The sequence below is a fragment of the Staphylococcus shinii genome (genome assembly GCF_017583065.1).
Taxonomy (GTDB): Bacteria; Bacillota; Bacilli; order Staphylococcales; family Staphylococcaceae; genus Staphylococcus; species Staphylococcus shinii.
The window spans coordinates 314,370-336,820 of sequence record NZ_JAGEVL010000005.1 but is presented as its reverse complement, the minus strand read 5'-3'; the positions used below and the strand labels follow the sequence as shown (position 1 = coordinate 336,820).

Below are 22,451 nucleotides of genomic sequence, written 5' to 3'. Positions count from 1 at the left end.
TTCTCCCATTCAACTCTTATATTTGACATTCCCTTTGCTCAACAAATATTAAGTTGTTGTTTACAATAATTACGCTTAAATTTTCATAAAAGCTGGCGCTTATTTTCGAGGACTCTGTGGTATACAATTTTTATTTATCGCCTCATATAAACCATTTAAATATGTTGCGCCTAACGCCCGATCATATAAACCATACCCTGCTTTACCTGTTTCTCCCCAAATCATGCGTCCATGATCTGGTCTAATGGGTCCCTTATATCCAAAATCATGTAATGTCTTTATAACTTTATACATATCGATAGATCCTGATTCTGATAAGTGTGCAGATTCTTGAAATGACTTATTCCCAACTAATTTCACATTACGCGCGTGAACAAAATGTACACGTCCTTTTTGACCAAAATATGTTAACATTTCCGGAAAATCATTATGCTTATCCGAACCTAAAGAACCTGAACACATCGTTAATCCATTATGTTTAGACGGATGTATGCGAATGAACCTTTCCAGATTTTCTCTATTTGTAATAATTCTGGGTAATCCAAATATCCCCCAAGGTGGATCGTCTGGATGTATTGCCATCAGTACATCCGCTTCTTCTGCAACAGGTATTACTTTGTTAATAAAGTAACTTAAATTCTCCCATAACTTTTCTTCATCAATTGTTTTGTAATCTGCAAAGAGTGCAGCTAAGTCTTCTTTGGTGTAGCTTGAATCCCAACCTGGTAAAGAGAGTTCACCCTTTAGTGGATTCATTTTAGCAATTGCTTCTTCATCATATATCAATGCTGTCGAACCATCTGCTAAAGAAAAATCTAACTGTGAACGCGTCCAATCAAATACTGGCATAAAGTTATAACACACTACTTTAATACCCACTTGACCTAAATGTCGTAATGTTTGGCAATAATTTTCAATATATTTATCGCGCGTTGGCTTCCCTAATTTAATATCTTCATGTACGGGCACACTCTCAATGACTGAAAGTTCTAAATTGGCACTTTCGATTTCTGATTTTAATTCCTTAATTTTATCTAATGGCCAAGCTTCACCTACTGGTATATCATAGATGGCGCTGACAATGCCTCTCATGCCTGGTATCTGCTTGATATATTCTAAGCTTATTGGATCATCCTTGCCATACCATCTAAATGTCATTTCCATTCCAAATGACACCCCTCTCTATATCAATTTAAAGTAGTTATAAGCATTGTTATAGCAAATATTTTTAATTAGCTTCTCTAATAGTCTTGGATCCTCAGGTATTTCTCCTAACTCAACCAAATTACCAATATAAGTACATAGAATCCTTCTAAAATAATCATGTCTAGAATAAGAAATAAAGCTTCTAGAATCTGTTAACATACCAACAAAGTGCATTAATAAGCCTTGATCAGCCAAGGATGTCATTTGATTTAACATACCGCGTTTTGTGTCGTTAAACCACCAGCCAGCACCATGTTGTACTTTACTTTGTATATGTGCTTGATTTTGGAAATTGGCAATAGTAGACCCTACGATGTCGTTATATGTAGGATTTAAATTGTATAATATTGTTTTTGGCAAGTGACCACTTGAAGCCATCATATTTAATAAACTATTTAAGTTTTCAGCAAGATTTTGTTGATCACGTATAGAATCAAATCCGGCGTCAGGGCCTAATTGTTCAAATGCAGTAGTGTTATTATTGCGAATTGCACCAAAATGAATTTGCATAACCCAATCTTTTTCGTTATAAATTTTACTTAATTCATATAATAAGAATGTTTGAAATTGTGCATATGCTTTACTACTTACTTGTTGTTTTTTCAACGCTTTTTGGAAAATATCATCAATATCTGAACGATTATATGACTGATATTCAATAGAACTTAATCCATGATCTGCTAATCGTCCACCTTTGTCATGGAAATAATTAACTCGCATTTTTATAGCTTCTACAAAATCATCTACATTACTAATAGGGTGTGTTAAGCTACTTAATGTTTCTATAAATTCAGCAAAACTTTCTTCACCAACTTTAAAAGCAACATCGGGTCTAAATGAAGGTAATACCTGAGTCTTGAAGTCCATTTGTGTTTGTAGCTCATCATGATAACGCAAATCGTCTGTAGGGTTATCTGTAGTACAAATCACTTTAACATTTGATTGAGTAATTAAAGATTGTGCTGTGATATTATAACGCTGCAAATAACCATTAACTTGATCGTATATTTGATCAGCATTGTTTTCGTTTAACACTTCATGCACATCAAAATACATAGCTAGCTCTAAATGAGACCAATGATATAAGGGGTTTGCAACCGAATTTTCTAAAGTAAGTGCCCATTTTCTAAACTTTTCTCGTGGTGAAGCATCACCAGTTATATAATATTCATCAATACCTTGCGCACGCATCGCTCTCCACTTATAATGATCTCCCCCTAGCCACAACGTTGTGATATTATCAAAGTGCGTATTCTCGCTAATTTGTTGTGGATCTAAATGGCAATGATAGTCATAAATAGGCATATCTTTTGCGTATTTATTATATAGCTCAACCGCTTTTGTATTTTGTAACATAAAACGATCAGTGATAAATTGAGTCATTACTGAAAACGCCCTTTCCTTTAAATTTCTTCTCTTAATGCTAGTTCTTTAACAATTTGTTTATGACGCTTGTCTGTTAGTGGATAACCAATTAAGAATATAATTAGTGCAATTAAACAACCTACACCTGGCACAGCAAAGAACAATACTTTAAGCCCTGTTAATGTTTCCGTAGTCTGAGCAACATTAGGTTGATAACCGATCATAGTTAATGCAAGCCCAGGAATAAAACCTGCCAAAGCTTGTGAAATCTTACGGGTGAAACTATAGCTTGAATACGTAATGCCTTCAGAACGTATTCCAGATTTCCATTGCCCATATTCAACAACATCAGCAATAAATGCCCAAGTCACTGTATTAGGTATAACTAAAAAGAATGAAGAAATTGTATTTACTATTAAAAATGTTGTAATATAATCTCCAAAAAGTGCAAAGTTTAAAATTTCGCACACTACAAATCCTGCTATACCTACGATAGCTGTCATCTTTTTCCCTATCCTCTTGCTTAACAACGTTGTTATATAAAGCGCTGGAACAAGAACGGCAAAGTTCAAAGTACTAACAAGACCAACTAAATTAGGTGCATCCATAACATATTGGAAATAATATAATTGTGACGATTGTTTTAAAAACATCGACATAATTGTTAGTAATGTATAAATTGCTAATACTGCAAATGCTCCATTTTTCAACAAGCTCACAAAAGCTTTTTTACCCATTCCTTTTGTCTTAGGACGTTGTATCACATGTCTTTCTTTGACATTTTTATAACAAATTAAATGTAGTATAACGCCGACAATAGCTAATAATGCTACTGCAATAGGATATCCTACTGCATGATTGGGAAATTGATTAACTAATGGTATGACCACGATACCTGCCACAAATAACGCGGCTTGTGACCCTAAGTTTCTATACACTGATAGCTGCGTTCTATCTTCAGCATTAACAGTCATAGACGCAGAAAGTGAACCATAAGGTATATTAACAACTGAGTATGCCGCATTAAATAACATATAAGTCGCAAATGCCCAAATGGTTTTACCAGTTTGATCTAAATTTGGCGCAATAAATGATAAAACCGTACAAATTGCAAGTGGTACTGTACCGTATAAAATAAATGGTCTAAATTTACCACGTTTACCAATATTCGTTCTTGAATCCACATAAGTACCTACACCAGTATCTACAAAAGCATCAAATATTTTTGATACAAGAAACACCAGTCCACCATAAAAAGCGGAAATACCTAGTATATCCGTAAAAAATTTCAATAAATATATTTGTCCCATATCAAACATCATACCGTTACCTAAATCACCTAAACCGTATGATAACTTTTCTTTGAATTTTAATTTTGGTGTACTAATATCGTCAAATTTTTCTTGCTTTGTTTGTTCTTTCTTCGCTGACATTGAAACCATAAGATGACCTCTTTCTAACGTTTGATGTCCCCTAAACATTTACTTAAGCATTAAAATTATCTAAATAAAACTGTCTTTGTCTTTATTTAATATTTGATTTGTGATTTTAGAAGCACTTTCTTCTATAAATACTTTAAACATAATTTGGAGCATAGATTAATTACAATAAGGGGTAATCAAACCTACCTATATTCATATTCCAATTACACATATATTTTTATAAGCTAAAGGTTCTATGACTTTATTTTGTAATTCCAACAATATATGTAAGCGATTTCAATAAACTTCAAAATTTTTATTACTCATGCTCATGTTACATATACCGTTCCCTAATACAACAATTAGCGTTGTTTGTAATGTTATGCTATTTTCTTAAATAATGAGAATTGACAGTTATCAAAGTTAAAATATTAAGCTTTTAAATTTTTAAACCTTTCCACAAATGCACGTGTCTGTTCTACAATAATTCGATCTGCTCCATCTTGAGCACCTTTGGTTAATGCACTACCAATACCTAAGGCAAACGCCCCTTTTTCATACCATTCATGCATATTTTCTATGGATACGCCTCCTGAAGGCATCATTTCCACTTGTGGTATCGGGCCGTGTACATTTTTTATAAAATCTGCTCCTAAGCCATCTCCAGGAAATAACTTCACTACATCAACACCATGTTGTAAAGCAGTCGTTATTTCTGTAACTGAACTACATCCAGGTAAATAAGGTATCGTATATAAATTACACATCATTGCTATTTGTGCGTCAAAATGAGGACTCACAATAAAGTTTGCACCATTCATTATTGCGATACGCGCTGTAGTAGCATCCATAACTGTTCCGGCACCAATCAAAACATCATTCTTATATTTCGTATTTAAAGATTTTATGACTGTTTCCGCATTTGGTGTCGTGAATGTAACTTCAATATTTAGTATGCCGCCTTCAATAATTTGTTTACATTTTTGCCATGCGTCATCCTCCGTATTACCTCTAACAACCGCAACTAGATAATTTTCTTGTAGTTGTTGTAAAGTTCGCATTTTATTCATCATCATCTTCCTTTTCTGATTAAAATCTCATACTCAACTCACTTTCATTATATTTTTTATTTATTTCCAGTCAATTACAATAAAAATATGTCTAAATAGTGTCATGAACTCATTTACAATAGAATCATTCGAAAGTACTTGATAAATCTAAGATCAATACTAATATCTCAAATTTCAAATGATGCAAAATTAAATAGCTCACAAATTTGTAGCGACGCAGTTAACCATTTGAATTATTGAGATATATGCTCCTTTTTATAAACTTATTAACATTTTTAGAAATAAATTAGCCTAAAATAGCAATTTTGTGAATTAAATCACATAATTACTGATTATTCTGTAGTTTTTTTGAATTCTAAATGCTAACTTTAATAGTGTGAAGAAAGCGCTTTATCATATGGATTATCTACTTTAATAGAACAATAATTCCACTCGTCTTTTACACTACTCAACTCAATTATGATTGTAAAAAACATTATGATAATCACTTTATTCAAACTTATGGGAGAGGAATTTTAAAATGATTCAATCTTTATCACACTATAAAGCTAAATATAATAAACTCATTTGCGTTGATTCAGATGGATGTGCCATTGATTCTATGACTATTAAACATGAACGCGCTTTTGGTCCAGCGCTTGTCGAAGAATGGCATCTCGAAGATAAATCTGAAAGGATCTTAGAACGATGGAATGCATTCAATCTTTATGAAATAACCAGAGGCATCAACCGTTTTAGAGGTCTTGAAAAAATGTTAGGAGAACTTGTTGCAGAGGGTTTAGACATTCAAGGATATGACGACATAAAACAATGGGTACAAACTACCCAATCTTTTTCAAATCCTAGTCTAGAAGAAGCTATTGAAGATAACCCAAACAAATCTGGTTTACGCAAAGCTTTATCTTGGTCTCATAAAGTCAATGCACGTATTAAAGAACTTCCTAGTATCGGTCCTTTTGAACACGTACACAATACCTTAAAAGATGCCGCTTCATTTGCAGATATAGCTATCGTATCGTCAGCCAACCTTTCTGCAGTTCAACATGAATGGGAGTCTTATCATTTAACACCTTACTTGAGCGGCATGTTCGCCCAAGAATCAGGTACAAAAGAGCATTGTCTTGAAGTATTAAAGTCATTCTATGACTTAGAAAATATTATTATGCTAGGTGATGCCAAGGGAGATTTGGAAGCTGCTCAAATGCATGATTTATATTTTTATCCTATCCTTGCCGGCCACGAAGATCAATCATGGTTAGATTTTCACAATAAATACTTAAAACTATTCAGAGAAGGTCGTTTCAATCAAGAAATACAAACTTCTCTAATTTCTATATTTTATAATAATTTTGAAGGAGCGAAATAATTAATGGTAAAAGTAAACTTAAAAGCATCCCCTTATAATCTAGACGACACACAAATTGCTTGGGTTGAAGAAACACTAAAAGATTTATCAAGTGAAGAAAAAATTGGCCAACTCTTTTTCAATTTATTTTCATTGGAAGGTGGGAAAAAATTCCACGACGCAGATTTGAGTAATAAGGAAGTTTTAGAACGTTATCATATTGGTGGCGCACGTTATGAAGGCGGTAATAAAGTTGATGTACAAAGCTTACTCAATGACTTACAACAAAGTACAAAGGTTCCGGTACTTGTTGCAGCTAACTGTGATTCTGGAGGTAATGGAGCATGTAAAGATGGCACTTATATTGCAAGTGCAGCACAATGTGAAGCTGCACAAGATACTAAGGTTGCATACAATGCTGGGCTTGTTTCTGCACGTGAAGCTTCAGCATTAGGTGTACATATCAATTTCGATCCGTGCGTTGATATTCTTAAAAACTGGCGCAATACTATCGTAAATACACGCGCATACGGGACAGATGCACAAACTGTCATCAAATATTCTAGCGCTTTTATTGATGGTTTCAACTCAGAACGTGACATGATTACCTGTATTAAGCATTTTCCTGGAGATGGTACAGAAGAACGTGATCAGCATTTAGTATTAGGGGTAAACGAATTATCTACAGAAGAATGGGACAATAGTTTCCGTAAAGTCTATCAACACCATATTAATCGAGGCGTACAAATGATTATGGCTGGACATATTGCACAACCTGCTTATTCTAAAAAGTTAAACTCAAACTTAGAAGATAAAGATATTTTACCAGCAACATTATCAAAAGAACTTATCACTGATTTACTTAAAGACGATATGCATTTCAATGGTTTAGTCGTTACAGACGCTAGTCATATGTTAGGTATGACTGCTTCTATGCGTCGTGAAGATTACGTGCCACTTTCAATTGCCGCTGGATGTGATATGTTTCTATTCTTCAATGATTTAGAAGAAGATTATCAATTTATGTTAAACGGATATAACAATGGTATCATCACAGATGAACGATTAGATGATGCTGTTCGTCGTATCTTAGGACTTAAGGCACAATTGAATTTACACAAGAAACAAAAAGATGGCACGATTATTCGCACTAAAGAAGACTTGGAAGTTATCGGTTGCCAAGAACATTTAGATATGCGTGCTGAAGCTGCTGATTTAGGTATTACACTCGTAAAAAATACTTTGGATCAATTACCGATTCGTCCAGAAACACATAAAAACATTCGTCTTTATGTAATTGAAGGTGAAAAAGATGGCATTTATAAATCTGCTAATAATGTGCCTGAAGACATTATTAAAGAACTGGAATCGAGAGGTTTTAATGTTACTTTAAACGATGGTTCAACACGCGTTAAAGGCAAGACATTATCTTATCGAGAAGACGTTGATGCAGCACTAGTTTTCGCTAACATTATTGGTTACGCTGCTGAAAATAACTATCGAATCAAATGGGGTACTGCAATGAGCAATGAAATTCCTTGGTATGTACATGAAGTTCCAACGGTATTTGTTTCCTTAAACTTCACAACTCATTTACACGATGCAACGATGGTGAAAGCTTATATAAATGCTTATCATTCTAACCCTGAAACTATTAAACAAACGGTCGATAAACTTATGGGATTAAGCACTTTTAAAGGTACTTATAACGATTTGGTTTGGACTGATAAATGGCAAGCCAAATTATAATATAGACAACAGCATAATATAAATGAATAAATAGGGATTGGAACATAAATCCAAGAAAAATAGCACTCAGATGATTTGATTCTATTCAATTCATCTGAGTGCTTATTTTTTTATTCAATACTTCGCATTGTTGGCTCGCTTTCTTAGGGAGACAGCTTCAGCCTGTAATCTTCAGCTTGTCCTATCCTCTCAAGAGTTTCCCGAAAATACGTCTCATTCATATGGATTTTCACATTAAAATACTTAAAAAATAAGCCCCTTTCGTATAGTTTAATAAACACTACTAAGCTAAACCAACGAGCTAACTATAATCAAAACAATATTGAAAAAGACAATTTCTATTTTATTTCAATAGAAAACGCCTTTTTTTCACTTATCCAAGAACTTTATGTCCCAGATTCTTAATCATTATATTGGGCTAGTGGGACTTATGCTTGAACTTTAACTCACAGTTAAGCCTGTTATGTTTTCACCCCTAGTTATCCTTATTACAGGTATGACCGAAACCTTTTTAAATAAATTATATTTCTGTCTGACTCCCGTCCTCATCTATTATATTTTATATCCAAAATCCGGAATATTTGACCATCTTTCTTTGAAGTAATGAGCGACGGCTTTTGGCCTTCTTTCACGGGTGAAAATCCCTTTCTTATTTCCTTGAACTCTAATAATACCCGTAGAAGTTTCAAAATCTGCAAAATTCCATACCTGTTCTCCAATAAATTGTGGATACTTATCAATAACTTCATGATTGGCTTCGTAATAACGTATTTGGTATTCCTCTGTGAATAATTCATCGTTTATTGCATGCATTCCTGCCACTGTATCAGCACCATATTCAGTAAACATAATTGGTTTATCTGGTTGTTTAATACTCCAACCATCTAACTCTTCTGCTAGTGCCAATTTAGCAGCTTTCAAATCTGCTGTTTGAGTATACCAACCATAGTACCTATTTAAGCATAATACATCGACTAAATCTTGCACTTGGCATGTATCTGGTTGAGAAGTCAGTATTGTTACAATTGTAACAGGTCTCTGTTGTGGATCACACGTTCGTGCTAGATTCACTAATGGTTCGAAATATGCTTTAGCCCCCTGTTCGTCAGAAGCTGGTTCATTGGCAATCGACCACATAACCACACATGCATGGTTTTTATCGCGTTCAATTAACCCTTTAATCGCAGATTCATGCGCCGCTTTCGTACCTATTTCTTCAAATGTATTTCTTGCTTTTTCACCAGTTAAAATTGCATTAAAGTTTAAATGAACTCCTACAGCAGTTGTTTCATCAATCACCACTATACCCTGCTCATCAGCTAAACGCATCATTTCTTCTGAATACGGATAGTGCGAAGTTCTAAATGAATTTGCTCCTATCCATTTCATCAAATTAAAGTCTAATACATTCGCTACTTCATTCATACCTCTGCCATGATAATAACTATCCTCATGCTTACCAAAACCTTTAAAATAAAACGGCTCTCCATTAATTAAAAATTTACCCTTAGCCACTTCGACAGAACGTATACCGAAACGCTCAGAATAAGTATCAATTAACTCTCCATCTTCTATAAGTGACACTTCTAAATGATATAAATACGCATTTAATGGTTTCCAAAGATGTGGATTCTGAACCTTTATCGTACCTTCTACACCTGTTGCTTCTGCTATGACCTGTTTGTCTTCATCCACTAATCGAACCTCAACAGTCCCTCTGCTATGGTTCGTGCTTACTTTATAATTTACATAAGCATCCTCACCTTGTAATTCAGGTACAATTTCAATATCTTGAATATGGATCTTAGGTGTTGTATATATTTTTACAGGTCTATGTAAACCCGCATAATTGAAGAAATCAAAATTTGGTGTATTTTTCTTAATCACATTACCTTCTGCATCTGTTATTTCGCTATAATCTCCAACCGGTAAAGTTGTTTCATCTAATATATTATTTACGCATACCGTTAAACGATGCGTCCCAACTGTGTATGATTTATCTAATGTTACTTCAAATGGTAGGAAACCTCCTTGGTGTGATGTTACCTCTTTACCATCAATATATACGGTTGCCTTATGTGTTGCAGAACCAAATCGTAAGACAATACGTTCATTTTTTAAAACGTTAGGAACAGTGAATGTTCTCTCATACCAAACGTTCCCTACATGGTGGCGAATATTAGCAGTGACACCTTGGTCATTAAACGAACCTGGCACAGCCATAACTTGTTCAGTATTTAATGGTTGTGACACATCAATTTGATCTTCGTCCTCTTCTAATTTAAAACGCCAAATACCGTTTAAATTAATGATACTTCTAAATTCATTTACAACTGGATACAACATACTCAATTACTCCTTTCAATTTCATTAAATCTATCTACAATTCTTCTCTCAATGCTAACTCTTTAACAATTTGTTTATGTTTACGGTCAGTTAATGGATATGCAAAGAAGAATAGTACGACTGCAATTAAACAAGCTGTCGCAGGAACGATAAAGAATAATACTTTCAATCCATGTAATGTATCTGCTGATTGAGTAGCATTAGGAACAAATCCAATAAGTGTTAAAGATGCACCTGGTATAAAACCTGCTAAACCTTGTGATATTTTTCTTGTAAAACTATAGCTCGCATATATAATCCCCTCAGATCTAAGACCCGATTGCCATTGCCCGTATTCCACAACATCAGCAATAAATGCCCAAGTTACAGTATTAGGAATGACCAAGAATAATTGTGCAATCGTATTAATAACCAAGAACATTACGATATGATCTGAGAAAAAAGTAAAGTTGATGAATTGGAATAGAATAAATCCTCCTACACCTATAATCGCAGTCATTTTCTTGCCAACCAATCTACTTAAAAACGTTGTTAATATTAACGCAGGAATTAGCACAAGGAAGTTTAGCGTACTAACTATCCCTACTAAATTTTGTTCTCCTAATACATATTTAAAATAATATAATTGAGAAGCTTGCTGTAAAAATAGTGCACTAATTGTTAAAAGTGTATAAATTGCCAATATGATAAATGGTCTATTTTTCAATAGATTTAAAAACGCCTTACGACCAATCCCTTTCTCTTTCGGTCTTTCAATCGTATGTCTTTCAGTTACACCTTTATAACAAATCATATGGAATATTACCCCAGCAATAGCTAGAAACCCTACTGCTATTGGATAACCAATTTGATGATTTGGAAATAAACTAACAACAGGTATAACGACAATACCAGATATAAACATCGCACCTTGAGAGCCCATATTACGGAATACAGATAATTGCGTACGATCATCCGCATTAATAGTCATTGATGCAGATAATGAACCATATGGAATATTTACAAATGAATAAGCTGCATTAAATAATAAATACGAACCAAAAGCCCATATAATTTTTCCGGTTTGCCCTATCTCTGGTGATAAAAAAGTTATGACTGTAAGTGCTGCTAGCGGTATACTGCCATATAAGATAAACGGTTTAAATTTGCCACGTTTAGCAAAATTAGTCTGATTATCTACAATTGTACCTACCGCTGTATCCACAAAGGCATCAAAGAATTTCGAAACTAAAAATACCAAACCTCCTACCCACGAAGGTATACCTAAAATATCAGTGTAAAATAATAGTAAGTAAATCTGACCCATGTCAAACATCATACCGTTACCTAAGTCCCCAAATCCGTAAGATAACTTTTCCTTAAACTTCAGCCTTGGTTCCTGAATTTCTTTAAAACGCTTTAGTTTACTGTTTGCTGGCTTTAATTTTGCTGTAACCATATCGATTACCTCTTTCCACTATTGAAGTTATTGAAATAATTGATTGTTCCAATAACTTCTTAGTATGTATTAGTAACTGTATTCATAATTAACACTCAATAAGTACGCGCTTTTTTGTAAGCGTTTTCTTATGTGTGCAAAAAAAAGTAACTCTACAAATTTCTCCATCATATAATATGGTTGAATACATCCCCTGTAAGTAATTTATAGAGATCTTTCTTTTATTATATTTTTTAAAATAAAACAGTCAACACAAAAATAACAACGTTGTTATAATTACATAACATACAGCCTTGTGTTCTAAACTGAGATAATACGAATAAAAGCTATAACTAAAGTATGTTGAAAAATTACATAGACTGGGACCATTTATTACAATATACACAACTTAAATTATTTTCATATATTGTAAAACTGCATTTTTCATTCCATTTTGATTAATTTTTGAGATTATTTTTACATTTTTTATAAAAAATTTACTAAAACCGCAACTTTTTTATGATTTTAAATTTTTGAAGTTAATTTCTTAGTAAAATTCTTTATGCTCAGTTCTATATTTCAATGGAGGCATGCCATATTGCTTTTTAAAACATTGTGTGAAGTAACTCTGTTCTTTAAATCCTACATACGAAGCAACTTCAGCAACCGTCATCTTGGTTCTCGCAATCAAATCGCGGGCTTTTTTAACTCTTAGTTCAATGATATATTGTGAAATTGATTTGTGTATTTCTTGATTAAATATTCTAGTCAAGTAACTCGGTGCTAAATCTACATGACTAGCTAATTCTTTCAAAGTAAGTTGATTATCTAAATTTCTTTCTATATACTGTATTACTTTACTGACCTTTGGGCTGTAGGCATTCGCTTTTGTCTTCATAGCTCTTTCTGCATATTCTTTAACAATTGCATGAATGACTTCATCAAGCATCTCACCGTCCATAGTTTGATCAATTATACCAGCATACCTCTCAGACATTTCATCGATGTGAATTAAACTAATACCTGCTTTTTCACCCGCTTTTCTACATAACGTGTTGATGAGAAAAGCTTTATATTGTTCATTAGAAATGTCATCTTTAACTCTGCGTAAACCTGACACAGATACATTCATTTCATTTAAAATTGATAAGGCTTCTGTCACATTCCCATTTTCAATTGCAGTAAGTAATTGGTTTTCTAAATTATAGCGTTGTTCTATTTCTTGCAATGTATACTCCATTTGTACTCTCGATTCAGCTAATACTTCTATAGTAGAATGAAATTTGAAATCAATTTTCACAGTTTCATAAACAACGTTTCTATTTTTTAAAAAGCGTATTGCTAACCGACACATCTTTTGAGCTTTAACATGATGACACAAAGGTATACTGAGTAAATACTGTTTTAATATCGATAACTTTGATATTTTAATATCTGCTCTTTGCAATAGTTCATTACAACGTCGTTCATTCGGTCTTTGCTCCATATACGGTCCAATAATATAAATCTGCTTATTTTTCTTAAATTTAAAAATCAAAAAATTAACATCAAAACTATTAGAATAATGATAAATTTTATTACTGTTCATATGAACAATAAAGTGTTTTAACTCATTCTTAAACTGTTTTCGCGCAGTATTTGTAAATGGTGTTTTAATATGCGTGCTAATACCCTTTATATCACTCATATCATAACCTTCTAATTGAATACCTAATAATTGAAGAGCATTCATTTGTAAAATTTCTAACGTGTTCTCGTTCATAAAAAATCACCCCATTTCTTTATTTTATTATAACTAAAAATAAAGAAATGGGGTTGTAAATTTTATTTTATTAAGCCTGATTTTTCATTTTATTTTAGTAGCATTTTTTAATTTGCTTATGATTTTTTATTATTAAACTTAAGTTTTATTGGAGCATAGAATAAAACAAATATAAGTACGAGTCCTAAATAGCCAATTAACGGATAGAATATAGCTACTAGATCTGTAAATCCAACAAAACTTAAACATAACCCTACGATAACTGCTATTGTATAGAATATTTTAAATCTCATTGTATCGACTATCGTAAAACGTGACGCAAAAGCATAAAACATACCTAATCCAGTATTGAATATCATAGCAAATATAACAATGGCCATAATAATACCTAACACAGGTGAAATATTATTTACAATACCTAACATCGGCATATCCATATTTCCCACAACATCAATTTGGGTGAAAATAGCCAAGTGACTCAGTACAATCATGATACCTAAAGCAAGACCACCAATTAATCCACCAGTCGCAGCAACCTTTGTATTCTTTTCTGATCCTCCCATAACTATAGCCATTGAAGCACCAACAGCAGTATTAAAGGAAGCATAGTTCACTCCAGCTACAAACCAGTTTGGCAACGTTGACGGTTTAGCATCTGATAATGAATTAAGCTGTGAAAATGGTGTGTTTGTAGTAATAAAACTATAAACTGAAATAATGATAATAAATATAATTAAAAATGGCGTTATATTGCCAATAACTTTTACCACACCTTCAACTTTTAACATGCCTGCAAGCAAGATTAATGCAGTCATTAATAACGTACCAACAATGGAAGGTAAACCAAATTGCTGATTAAGATTTGAACCCGCGCCTGCAATCATCACTACACCTACACCAAATAATGTAAAGATAATAACTAAGTCAATAATCCAGCCGAGTACTTTTCCTACTAATGATTTTCCTGTTATATTATGTATCACTTCTTTATGAGAATCTGTCTTGAATTTACTACCTAACCATACAAGCATCATACCAACATAAGTAAATAGTGCAGTGGTAATTATCGCACCAAACGTACCCATAATACCGAAACTTGTAAAATATTGGAGTACTTCTTGACCAGATGCAAAACCTGCACCTACAATGACACCAATAAACGCACTTGCAATTAATAATATCCTTTTCATAGTGTAATCCCCCTATAATAAAAAAACAAAATAACTTACCCCTTAAACCATCATAATATGACTGAATTTATATAGCCTAACTTTCTGACTCATATATAAATTTATCTCCCATTTACCATATTTATAAAATGAGCAATCGTTTCTACATTTTATCATTTAAAGCGTAATTAATGTTGTATTTTCAATAGTACACCTCATACAATGAGCATTTATTTTATTATTAATTCTTCAATATTCTATAAAAAAGAGGCAAGTACAAAACGATGTACTCGCCTCCTATAACTAAATTAGTAATACGCTTTTATTATCTTAATAAATAACCACCATCAACAGGTAAAGTAGTCCCTGTAATATAATCAGATGCACTACTTGCTAAGAATATTAATGGTCTCATTAAATCTTCGGGTACGCCCCACTCACCAGATGGTATATGTCCTTTAATTTCTGGGCCTCTTATTTATTGGATCTTCTTCTAATACTTTAGTCATATCAGTACGAATGTAACCAGGAGAAAGTGCATTCATTTGTATGTTATAGGGTGCTAATGCATCAGCATACGCGCGAGTAATACCAACGACACCATGTTTACTAGCTGCGTATGGAAAGATGTTTTTACCTGCATGGTATGACTGCATAGAACCTATATTTATAATTTTGCCTGATTGCTGTTCTGACATGACTTTAGCCACTTCATGTGCCATATAATACGTTGCATTCAAATTGATATCTATAACATTTTGCCAGTCTTCATCTTTATAGTCTAAGACATTATTTCGAATTTGAACCCCAGCATTATTTACTAAGATATCTAAACTTACCCAAGTTTCTACAGCTTGTGTAACAATTTTTTCTGCAGCACCTTGTTCTTTGAGATCTTGTTGTATAATTAAGACTTCACCTTCATTTTGTACTACGCTTTATTTTAACGCTTCCCACGCTTGGTTTGAAGAACTTACAACCGTTACGTTGGCGCCATACATCGTTTATGCGATAGTGTAATATTTACCTAGTCCTCTAGCACCGCTCATAATATTAATTACTTATATTATATAATTTTACATTGTCATTGTGTTGATAAAAATATAGGAGACAGGCAGAAATCAAAGTTTGATTTCGCATACCTGTCTCCCTAAATTTTCATCTCATTATTTGATTTTAATTTTCATTCTAATTTTCTGCTGTAATATACTTAAGCATATTATAATCGTTTACACAAAAATACTTAATATTAATATAAATACAAGCCCAGAAACTGAAATTACTGTTTCTAGTAATGACCAAGTTAAAAATGTTTCTTTGACTGTTAAGCCAAAATATTCCTTGAACATCCAGAAGCCGGCATCATTAACATGAGATAATATAACACTACCTGCACCTATAGCAAGCACTACTAAAGCCACGTTAACATCTGACGCTTGTAATAACGGTAATACTATTCCTGTTGATGAAATCGCCGCTACAGTTGAAGACCCTAAAGCAATACGTAGTACGGCAGCCACAATCCACGCTAATAGTATTGGAGACATTTCTGTACCTTCAAATAATTTAGCAATTGTATCTCCTACGCCGCCATCAATTAGTACTTGTTTGAAGGTACCGCCACCTCCAATAATTAAGATCATCATACCAATTGGATAAATTGCATTAGAAACTGAATCCATAATTTCTGAATTGTTACGGCCTTGTTTAATTCCCATTGTAAATATGGCAAATAATACTGCAATAAGCATCGCGGTTCCTGCTGTACCTATAAAGTAAACTACAGATTCAAAACCATTTGTTGCTGTTTCATTTCCTGTAATTAACTGGACGATTGTTGAAAATAACATTAGTATAACTGGCGAAATAGCTGTTAACAAACTAATACTAAATCGTGGCATCTCATCTTCACTAAATTCTCTTTGTGCACCTAATGCTGATATATCGCCTTCACGTGTGTAAGCAGTTGGCGCAATTTTTTGTGCAATTTTATTAAATAATGGACCCGCTATCAATGTAACAGGAATCGCAATAATAATACCGTACATTAATACATGACCGAGGTTAGCTTCCAATTCTTTTGCGATAACTACTGGGCCTGGATGTGGTGGCAAGAAGCCATGTGTCACAGATAAAGCTACTACCATTGGTAAACCTAGTTTTAATTGTGATACGTTTGCACGCTTAGCTATTGTAAACACTAATGGTATTAATAATACTAATCCCACTTCAAAAAATAGTGCGATACCTACAATAAACGCTGCAACAAGCATTGCCCATTGTACATGTTTATTGCCGAATTTTTTAATCAACGTGTCAGCTATACGCGTCGCGCCGCCACCATCAGCAAGTAATTTACCTAAAATGGCACCAAGTCCAAAAATCAAAGCAATATGACCTAGAGTACTGCCCATACCATTTTCAACAGTTTCTATTATTTTATCTAAAGGCATTCCCAGTAAAATTGCAGTTACAATAGATGTAATTATTAATGAAATAAAAGTATTTAATTTCAAGAAAATTATTAATGATAGTAATACGATAATCCCTATTACCACCGTAGCTAGTGGCCAAATTGTTTCAAACATCTTCGTTCTCCCCTTTCATAGTAAAGAGTGAATATAGCTAACAGACATAGCTATTTCCATTCTTGGTAACGCTTTCTTTTTATTCTAAAAAAACTTTACTAACTGTAATATTTGTAGGTATGTAGGAAAGGTAATTAAATAATTTGCCACCCAATGACAACAATTAATTACTGCTTTCCTTCTCCTCCAACCTACATACTTACTTGATTATCATTAATCCATATGTTCACGTTGGAACGCTGAAATTTCTGTATAACGCTCCTCTAGTGAACGGCTTAGATTTATAAATATTGAAATTAGTTGTTGGTATATTTTCACATTGTCCTCATTTGGTTTATGTTCGTTAGTAGTACCAACCATTTCCTCAATAATTGAGAAATCTTCAATTTCTCCTAACGCTTTCATTCCTAATACACAAGCGCCTAAGCATGAGCTTTCATAACTTTCTGGGACGCTTAAATTAGTATCGAAAATGTCTGCCATCATTTGACGCCAAACTTCACTTTTAGCGAAGCCACCAGTAGCTTTAATAGTTGACGGTGTCTCATCCATGACTTCAATCAGAGCTAAATAAACTGTATATAGATTATAAAGAACACCTTCTAAAGCAGCTCTAATCATGTGTTCTTTTTTATGAGATAGTGTTAAGCCAAAGAAAGAGCCTCTCGCATCTGCATTCCATAATGGCGCACGTTCTCCAGCTAAATACGGATGGAATATGAGACCTTCTGCACCAGGCTTAACTCGGTTAGCAATTTTAGTAAGCACATCATATGGATCAACGCCTAAACGTTTTGCCGTTTCAACTTCACTTGCTAATAACTCATCACGTAACCATCGTAGTACTACCCCGCCATTATTGACAGGGCCACCAATAACGTAATGATCATCTGTTAATACATAGCAAAAGATTCTTCCTTTATAATCTGTACGCGGTTTGTCTATAACAGTTCTTATCGCACCCGATGTGCCTATGGTTACAGCGACTTCACCTTTTTTAAAGGCATTCACGCCTAAATTAGATAGCACCCCGTCACTTGCGCCAACCACAATTGGTGTATCTTCATCAATGCCCATCAATGTTGCATACCGACGTTTCATACCTTTTAATATATGCGTTGTTGGTACAAGTTTTGGCAATTGAGATTCGTTAATACCTAATAGGTCGAGCGCTTCTTTATCCCAATTTAATGTTTCCAAGTTCAACATACCCGTTGATGATGCCATAGATTTATCTATTACAAATTCTTCGAATAGTTGATAAAAAATATACGTTTTGATATCAGCAAATGTAGCTGTTTGATTATATATTTCTTGTTGCTCATGCTTCATCCAAAAAATTTTAGATAAAGGTGACATCGGGTGAATTGGTGTACCTGTTCTTTGATAAATAGCATCGCCATTATGCTTATTTTTAATTTCTTCCGCGTATTTACTCGCTCTGTTGTCAGCCCATGTTAAGTTTTCAGTTAGACGTTGATTGCTAGCATCCATAGCTATAAGACTATGCATTTGAGCGCTAAATGAAATAAGCTTCAAATCTTTTTTATCAATATCAGCCTCTCTCATGACATATTTAATCGTCATTAATACCGCATCAAATAACTCATCTGGGTTTTCTTCTGATATTTCAACATTCGGTGTATGCAATGGATAACCAATATTATGTTTCATTATAAATTGACCTTTTTCGTCATAAAGTACTGATTTTGTACTTGTTGTGCCTATATCGACACCTATCATGTATTTCATGTTTTTGCCTCCCGATTCTTCACTGCGTTAAAATGCTAAGTTAACCAAAAGCTTTCGATATCATCACCTACGTCATCAAAGTTTAAATGAAATGCTTCTTTCAATTTGTGCGCATCTTTATTTGCAATCGCTTCGATAAATACTTCGTGGTTTTGGTGAATCCTTTCAAAGTCTTCAGGGTTTTCATTCATACGTTTACGCATAGATAACAAAATAAGTGCTTCCATTACCGGGCGTAAATTATTCCAACATGTTTTTAAGTATTGATGTTTAGATGCCATAATTGTTACTTCATGAAATTTCATATCATGTTCTGTAAACGCTTCTGCATCTTCAAATTTCACCGCTACCTTCATCATTTCTAATTGCTTTCTTAATTCTTTTACAATTTGATTATGCATTAAGGGTTTAATTCTACTGAACGCAAAAGATTCCAACATAATTCTTAAATCATAAAGTTCTTTTTTCTCATTATCATCAAATGGTAGAACTTCTGCACCCATTCTTTCTAGATGGATTAACTGATCTTGTTTTAACAATTTAAAAGCATCTCTAACTGGTGATCTACTGACGTTAAATTCTTTAGCAATTTGATTTTCTGTTAATAAAGTGTCAGGTGTTATCGTACCATCAACAATTCTCAAACGAATTTCAGCTGCAATCATTTCGCCTTTTGATACACCGTCTAACCATTGTTCAGGATATGAATAATCCACTAAAACATCACCTCTTTATCAATACGATATACTTGTATACAAGTATGGTAATACACAACTATCAATATTGCAAGCGCTTGCAACTATTGATTGATATGCTTTACATCATAAAAAACCGACACATCAGGTTTTTCAAACCTAATATGCCGGTAAAAATTTTTTTAGTAACGCTAATACAGATATGTAAACTCTTGTATTCTTTAATATAATTAAATTTGTTTTAGTGTGTTTAAATTTTCATATTTTCTGTCCTATTGCCATACAATGACTAGTCTCACAGCAATTAGGACACTTCAGTTTTCTAGTCTTTGGTGTGTGCGATGCAAAGAGCCAAAACTTTATATTTGGCTTGAAAACCTCCTGGCAATTTGGACAAACATACATCAAATGCTTATAGATAAAACGTGTAAAATAGACAGCAAAAGCTATTAAAAACGGTAATACAATAACACTGGGCCACCACTTTCTCGTAATAACGCTTGTTACTAGCGCTGTATATTGTACAATCGCAACTGGTAACACTCGATATATGATTGAGCGAGTCAATATGTTCATGTTACCTTTATTTGTTACATATTGATTAGTTTCTAATAATTTATTTAATGGTGCCTGAGAATCTTTATCGATATAATTTTTAAATTGCTTTATTTCTGATAAAAGCATTTGGTTTCTCTGAATTTCATGTTCTATATTTAATGCTCTTTGTTCAATCATTGATCGTACCGACTTTAATTTATTCTCTTCTATGGTAATTTTTTTAATATCTTTCAAACTAAATCCAAACCGCTTAAGAATTAAAATTATTTCTAAGTCTTGCTTACTTTGATCGTCAAACACTCGTCTTCCATTCTGTTCAGTCTTAGTTGAAGTTAAGAGACCCTTTCTATCATAATATTGAATTGTTCTTATTGAGACATCACATTGCTTTGCTAATTCACCTGTTTGATACTGTGTCATATTTTTATACCTCCTCAATAAAAATATACATGGTGACGTTACGTAATCAGCAAGCAATTCATTTAATTTTTAAATACTTCTGAATATATATCTTGTAATTTACCTTCTACAGAAGTAATATCTGTTGCACATTGCTTCAATACAGCTCTATATTTTTCTGTATTTTCACTATTTTTATAACGGATTTTATGTTCTAGGCTAGCCCACATATCCATTCCTATTGTTCTTATTTGTATTTCTACTGGTACAAGTTCCATAGAATGCGCTAAGTAAACCGGGATAGTCACTACAATATGCAAACTCCGATATCCATTTTCTTTTGGATTTTCAATATAATCTTTACGTTTTATCAAATTAACATCTGCTTGTTTAAGTAATAAATCTTCAATCACGTATATATCATCTAAATAATTACAAACGACTCGGATACCGGCAACATCTAAAATATTCTCTTTTGCAGATTCTGTACTTATCTCATAACCTTTGCGCGCTAATTTGTTTATCAAACTCCGCATTTCTTTAACACGGCGTTCCATATGATGTATTGGATTATGTTTATACATCTGCTGAAATTGGTCATCTAATATATCTAATTTTGTACTTACTTCTTTTAAAGCTGAAGAATACAGTTGTTCTAAGGCAACAAAACCCACAACCATTTCTAAAGCCTCTTCCGATTCATTAATATGATCAATACTTTCTTTAAATTCTTCCTTCAAGTCGTCAACATTCAGCGAAGGTTTACGTTCTATGTACATATTTCGTACCTCCAATTAATAACTTCTTATAAAACATTATAGCTAATTCTAAATTACAATTTAAATATAAAGATAAACCACTTATATTATTCGCCATCCTAAACATGTTTTGGTTATTAAATTTTATGTATCCTATTCAATTAATATTTAAATACAAAAAGAGGGGCAAGCCAGAAATCAATTTTTGCTAAAATGATTTCATCGTCCCGCCCCGGTGAGTATGACTTGGAATGAAGGACTACGTAGTCCACAACATCTATTTATGTCAAAAACTGTTTTAACGCTTTAACAAATACATAGCATTATTAAATAGTAAATATGATTATTCATCTTTTTTATGCTCTATAATTTCTGTTTCTCTATTATCCGTAATATTACGTGCTCGTTTCATTGCATCTTCTTTTTTAGGAAAGGTATCTGAGGCTTGTTTCGCTCCATCTGATTTAACTTTCCATTCCTCGTCTTCATAATATACGTGTACGTCTTTTTGATTTAATTTCGGATTGGCTGAGTCATCTTGTTTGTGATTAGTGATTTTTTTGTTTTTTAATTCTTTTAATTCGCTGTCTGAGGCGTCTTTATACCATGATTCAGCTTGTTTAGTTGCGATAGGAATTATGTTTTCTTCTTTATAACCATCTTTTAACATAGCGTTACCTATATCAATTGCCTTTTTACGTTCTAACTCATCAAAATTTTTCCAACTTTGAGGATAATCTTCCATTGTCCAAGGCATGAACACCACTTCCAATCTTTTTATTCTTGTTTATTGTTTACCACTAATAAATTAGTGTAAACTGTTCGTTGTACTCAATTCATATTAAAAGTCA

Annotated in this window: 18 protein-coding genes; 2 read left to right on the top strand and 16 right to left on the bottom strand. The window is 33.2% G+C overall.

What is annotated here, in order from left to right; genetic code table 11:
- Positions 1 to 99: 99 nt before the first annotated feature.
- The 4 genes from uxuA to J5E45_RS08030 all read right to left on the bottom strand — a co-directional run bounded on the left by uxuA (position 100) and on the right by J5E45_RS08030 (position 5,062).
- Positions 100 to 1,164, bottom strand: coding sequence for a mannonate dehydratase (gene uxuA, locus J5E45_RS08045; protein ID WP_208181988.1), 1,065 nt, complete (start codon positions 1,162 to 1,164; stop codon positions 100 to 102).
- Positions 1,165 to 1,182: 18 nt separating this feature from the next.
- Positions 1,183 to 2,589 carry a glucuronate isomerase gene (gene uxaC, locus J5E45_RS08040; RefSeq protein WP_208181987.1) on the bottom strand — a complete coding sequence of 469 codons (1,407 nt, stop codon included), beginning with the start codon at positions 2,587 to 2,589 and terminating at the stop codon, positions 1,183 to 1,185.
- 20 nt (positions 2,590 to 2,609) lie between these two features.
- Positions 2,610 to 4,013: an MFS transporter gene (locus tag J5E45_RS08035; protein WP_069792281.1), complete on the bottom strand. Its 1,404-nt coding sequence runs from the start codon at positions 4,011 to 4,013 to the stop codon at positions 2,610 to 2,612.
- Between the two features lie 410 nt (positions 4,014 to 4,423).
- A complete protein-coding gene (locus J5E45_RS08030) occupies positions 4,424 to 5,062 on the bottom strand; it encodes a bifunctional 2-keto-4-hydroxyglutarate aldolase/2-keto-3-deoxy-6-phosphogluconate aldolase (RefSeq protein ID WP_080750268.1) in 639 nt (212 codons plus the stop codon).
- A 520-nt stretch (positions 5,063 to 5,582) separates the two neighbouring features.
- Here J5E45_RS08030 and J5E45_RS08025 point away from each other — a divergent pair.
- Positions 5,583 to 6,428 (top strand): HAD hydrolase-like protein, encoded by an 846-nt coding sequence (locus J5E45_RS08025; RefSeq protein WP_208181986.1) that lies wholly within the window; start codon positions 5,583 to 5,585, stop codon positions 6,426 to 6,428.
- A 3-nt stretch (positions 6,429 to 6,431) separates the two neighbouring features.
- Positions 6,432 to 8,156 (top strand): glycoside hydrolase family 3 protein, encoded by a 1,725-nt coding sequence (locus J5E45_RS08020; RefSeq protein ID WP_069792279.1) that lies wholly within the window; start codon positions 6,432 to 6,434, stop codon positions 8,154 to 8,156.
- Positions 8,157 to 8,708: 552 nt separating this feature from the next.
- Here J5E45_RS08020 and uidA read toward each other — a convergent pair.
- The 12 genes from uidA to J5E45_RS07965 form a co-directional block, all read right to left on the bottom strand.
- A complete protein-coding gene (gene uidA / locus J5E45_RS08015) occupies positions 8,709 to 10,502 on the bottom strand; it encodes a beta-glucuronidase (RefSeq protein WP_107550169.1) in 1,794 nt (597 codons plus the stop codon).
- A 34-nt stretch (positions 10,503 to 10,536) separates the two neighbouring features.
- Entirely contained in the window at positions 10,537 to 11,940 is a 1,404-nt protein-coding gene (locus J5E45_RS08010; RefSeq protein WP_039067421.1) for an MFS transporter, read from the bottom strand.
- A gap of 526 nt (positions 11,941 to 12,466) precedes the next feature.
- A complete protein-coding gene (locus J5E45_RS08005) occupies positions 12,467 to 13,681 on the bottom strand; it encodes a helix-turn-helix domain-containing protein (RefSeq protein WP_208181985.1) in 1,215 nt (404 codons plus the stop codon).
- Positions 13,682 to 13,797: 116 nt separating this feature from the next.
- Entirely contained in the window at positions 13,798 to 14,871 is a 1,074-nt protein-coding gene (locus J5E45_RS08000) for a YkvI family membrane protein (RefSeq protein WP_039069720.1), read from the bottom strand.
- A 304-nt stretch (positions 14,872 to 15,175) separates the two neighbouring features.
- Complete coding sequence (locus J5E45_RS14450) at positions 15,176 to 15,265, bottom strand: hypothetical protein (protein ID WP_253270284.1); 90 nt, start codon at positions 15,263 to 15,265, stop codon at positions 15,176 to 15,178.
- A gap of 43 nt (positions 15,266 to 15,308) precedes the next feature.
- Entirely contained in the window at positions 15,309 to 15,755 is a 447-nt protein-coding gene (locus tag J5E45_RS07995) for an SDR family NAD(P)-dependent oxidoreductase (RefSeq protein ID WP_338061907.1), read from the bottom strand.
- A 324-nt stretch (positions 15,756 to 16,079) separates the two neighbouring features.
- Positions 16,080 to 17,438: a gluconate:H+ symporter gene (locus tag J5E45_RS07990; RefSeq protein WP_069792276.1), complete on the bottom strand. Its 1,359-nt coding sequence runs from the start codon at positions 17,436 to 17,438 to the stop codon at positions 16,080 to 16,082.
- A 213-nt stretch (positions 17,439 to 17,651) separates the two neighbouring features.
- A complete protein-coding gene (gene gntK / locus J5E45_RS07985; RefSeq protein ID WP_069792275.1) occupies positions 17,652 to 19,190 on the bottom strand; it encodes a gluconokinase in 1,539 nt (512 codons plus the stop codon).
- A 35-nt stretch (positions 19,191 to 19,225) separates the two neighbouring features.
- Positions 19,226 to 19,906 carry a GntR family transcriptional regulator gene (locus tag J5E45_RS07980; RefSeq protein ID WP_039069717.1) on the bottom strand — a complete coding sequence of 227 codons (681 nt, stop codon included), beginning with the start codon at positions 19,904 to 19,906 and terminating at the stop codon, positions 19,226 to 19,228.
- Between the two features lie 237 nt (positions 19,907 to 20,143).
- The gene (locus J5E45_RS07975) at positions 20,144 to 20,863 is read right to left on the bottom strand and encodes a MerR family transcriptional regulator (protein ID WP_039069716.1); all 720 of its coding nucleotides are present in this window, start codon (positions 20,861 to 20,863) and stop codon (positions 20,144 to 20,146) included.
- A gap of 62 nt (positions 20,864 to 20,925) precedes the next feature.
- Entirely contained in the window at positions 20,926 to 21,621 is a 696-nt protein-coding gene (locus J5E45_RS07970; protein ID WP_069792274.1) for a GTP pyrophosphokinase, read from the bottom strand.
- A gap of 322 nt (positions 21,622 to 21,943) precedes the next feature.
- Positions 21,944 to 22,357 carry a DUF2188 domain-containing protein gene (locus tag J5E45_RS07965; protein WP_039069714.1) on the bottom strand — a complete coding sequence of 138 codons (414 nt, stop codon included), beginning with the start codon at positions 22,355 to 22,357 and terminating at the stop codon, positions 21,944 to 21,946.
- Positions 22,358 to 22,451 lie beyond the last annotated feature (94 nt).

Bases quoted from the DNA above. Each gene is read 5' to 3' on its own strand.
- J5E45_RS08000 (WP_039069720.1), bottom strand. From the start codon at position 14,871: ATGAAAAGGATATTATTAATTGCAAGTGCGTTTATTGGTGTCATTGTA.
- J5E45_RS08010 (WP_039067421.1), bottom strand. From the start codon at position 11,940: ATGGTTACAGCAAAATTAAAGCCAGCAAACAGTAAACTAAAGCGTTTT.
- uidA (WP_107550169.1), bottom strand. From the start codon at position 10,502: ATGTTGTATCCAGTTGTAAATGAATTTAGAAGTATCATTAATTTAAAC.
- J5E45_RS08025 (WP_208181986.1), top strand. From the start codon at position 5,583: ATGATTCAATCTTTATCACACTATAAAGCTAAATATAATAAACTCATT.
- J5E45_RS07965 (WP_039069714.1), bottom strand. From the start codon at position 22,357: ATGCCTTGGACAATGGAAGATTATCCTCAAAGTTGGAAAAATTTTGAT.
- J5E45_RS08020 (WP_069792279.1), top strand. From the start codon at position 6,432: ATGGTAAAAGTAAACTTAAAAGCATCCCCTTATAATCTAGACGACACA.
- J5E45_RS08035 (WP_069792281.1), bottom strand. From the start codon at position 4,013: ATGGTTTCAATGTCAGCGAAGAAAGAACAAACAAAGCAAGAAAAATTT.
- J5E45_RS08005 (WP_208181985.1), bottom strand. From the start codon at position 13,681: ATGAACGAGAACACGTTAGAAATTTTACAAATGAATGCTCTTCAATTA.
- uxaC (WP_208181987.1), bottom strand. From the start codon at position 2,589: ATGACTCAATTTATCACTGATCGTTTTATGTTACAAAATACAAAAGCG.
- J5E45_RS07990 (WP_069792276.1), bottom strand. From the start codon at position 17,438: ATGTTTGAAACAATTTGGCCACTAGCTACGGTGGTAATAGGGATTATC.
- J5E45_RS07970 (WP_069792274.1), bottom strand. From the start codon at position 21,621: ATGTACATAGAACGTAAACCTTCGCTGAATGTTGACGACTTGAAGGAA.
- J5E45_RS07975 (WP_039069716.1), bottom strand. From the start codon at position 20,863: ATGACACAGTATCAAACAGGTGAATTAGCAAAGCAATGTGATGTCTCA.
- uxuA (WP_208181988.1), bottom strand. From the start codon at position 1,164: ATGGAAATGACATTTAGATGGTATGGCAAGGATGATCCAATAAGCTTA.
- J5E45_RS08030 (WP_080750268.1), bottom strand. From the start codon at position 5,062: ATGAATAAAATGCGAACTTTACAACAACTACAAGAAAATTATCTAGTT.
- gntK (WP_069792275.1), bottom strand. From the start codon at position 19,190: ATGAAATACATGATAGGTGTCGATATAGGCACAACAAGTACAAAATCA.
- J5E45_RS14450 (WP_253270284.1), bottom strand. From the start codon at position 15,265: ATGAGACCATTAATATTCTTAGCAAGTAGTGCATCTGATTATATTACA.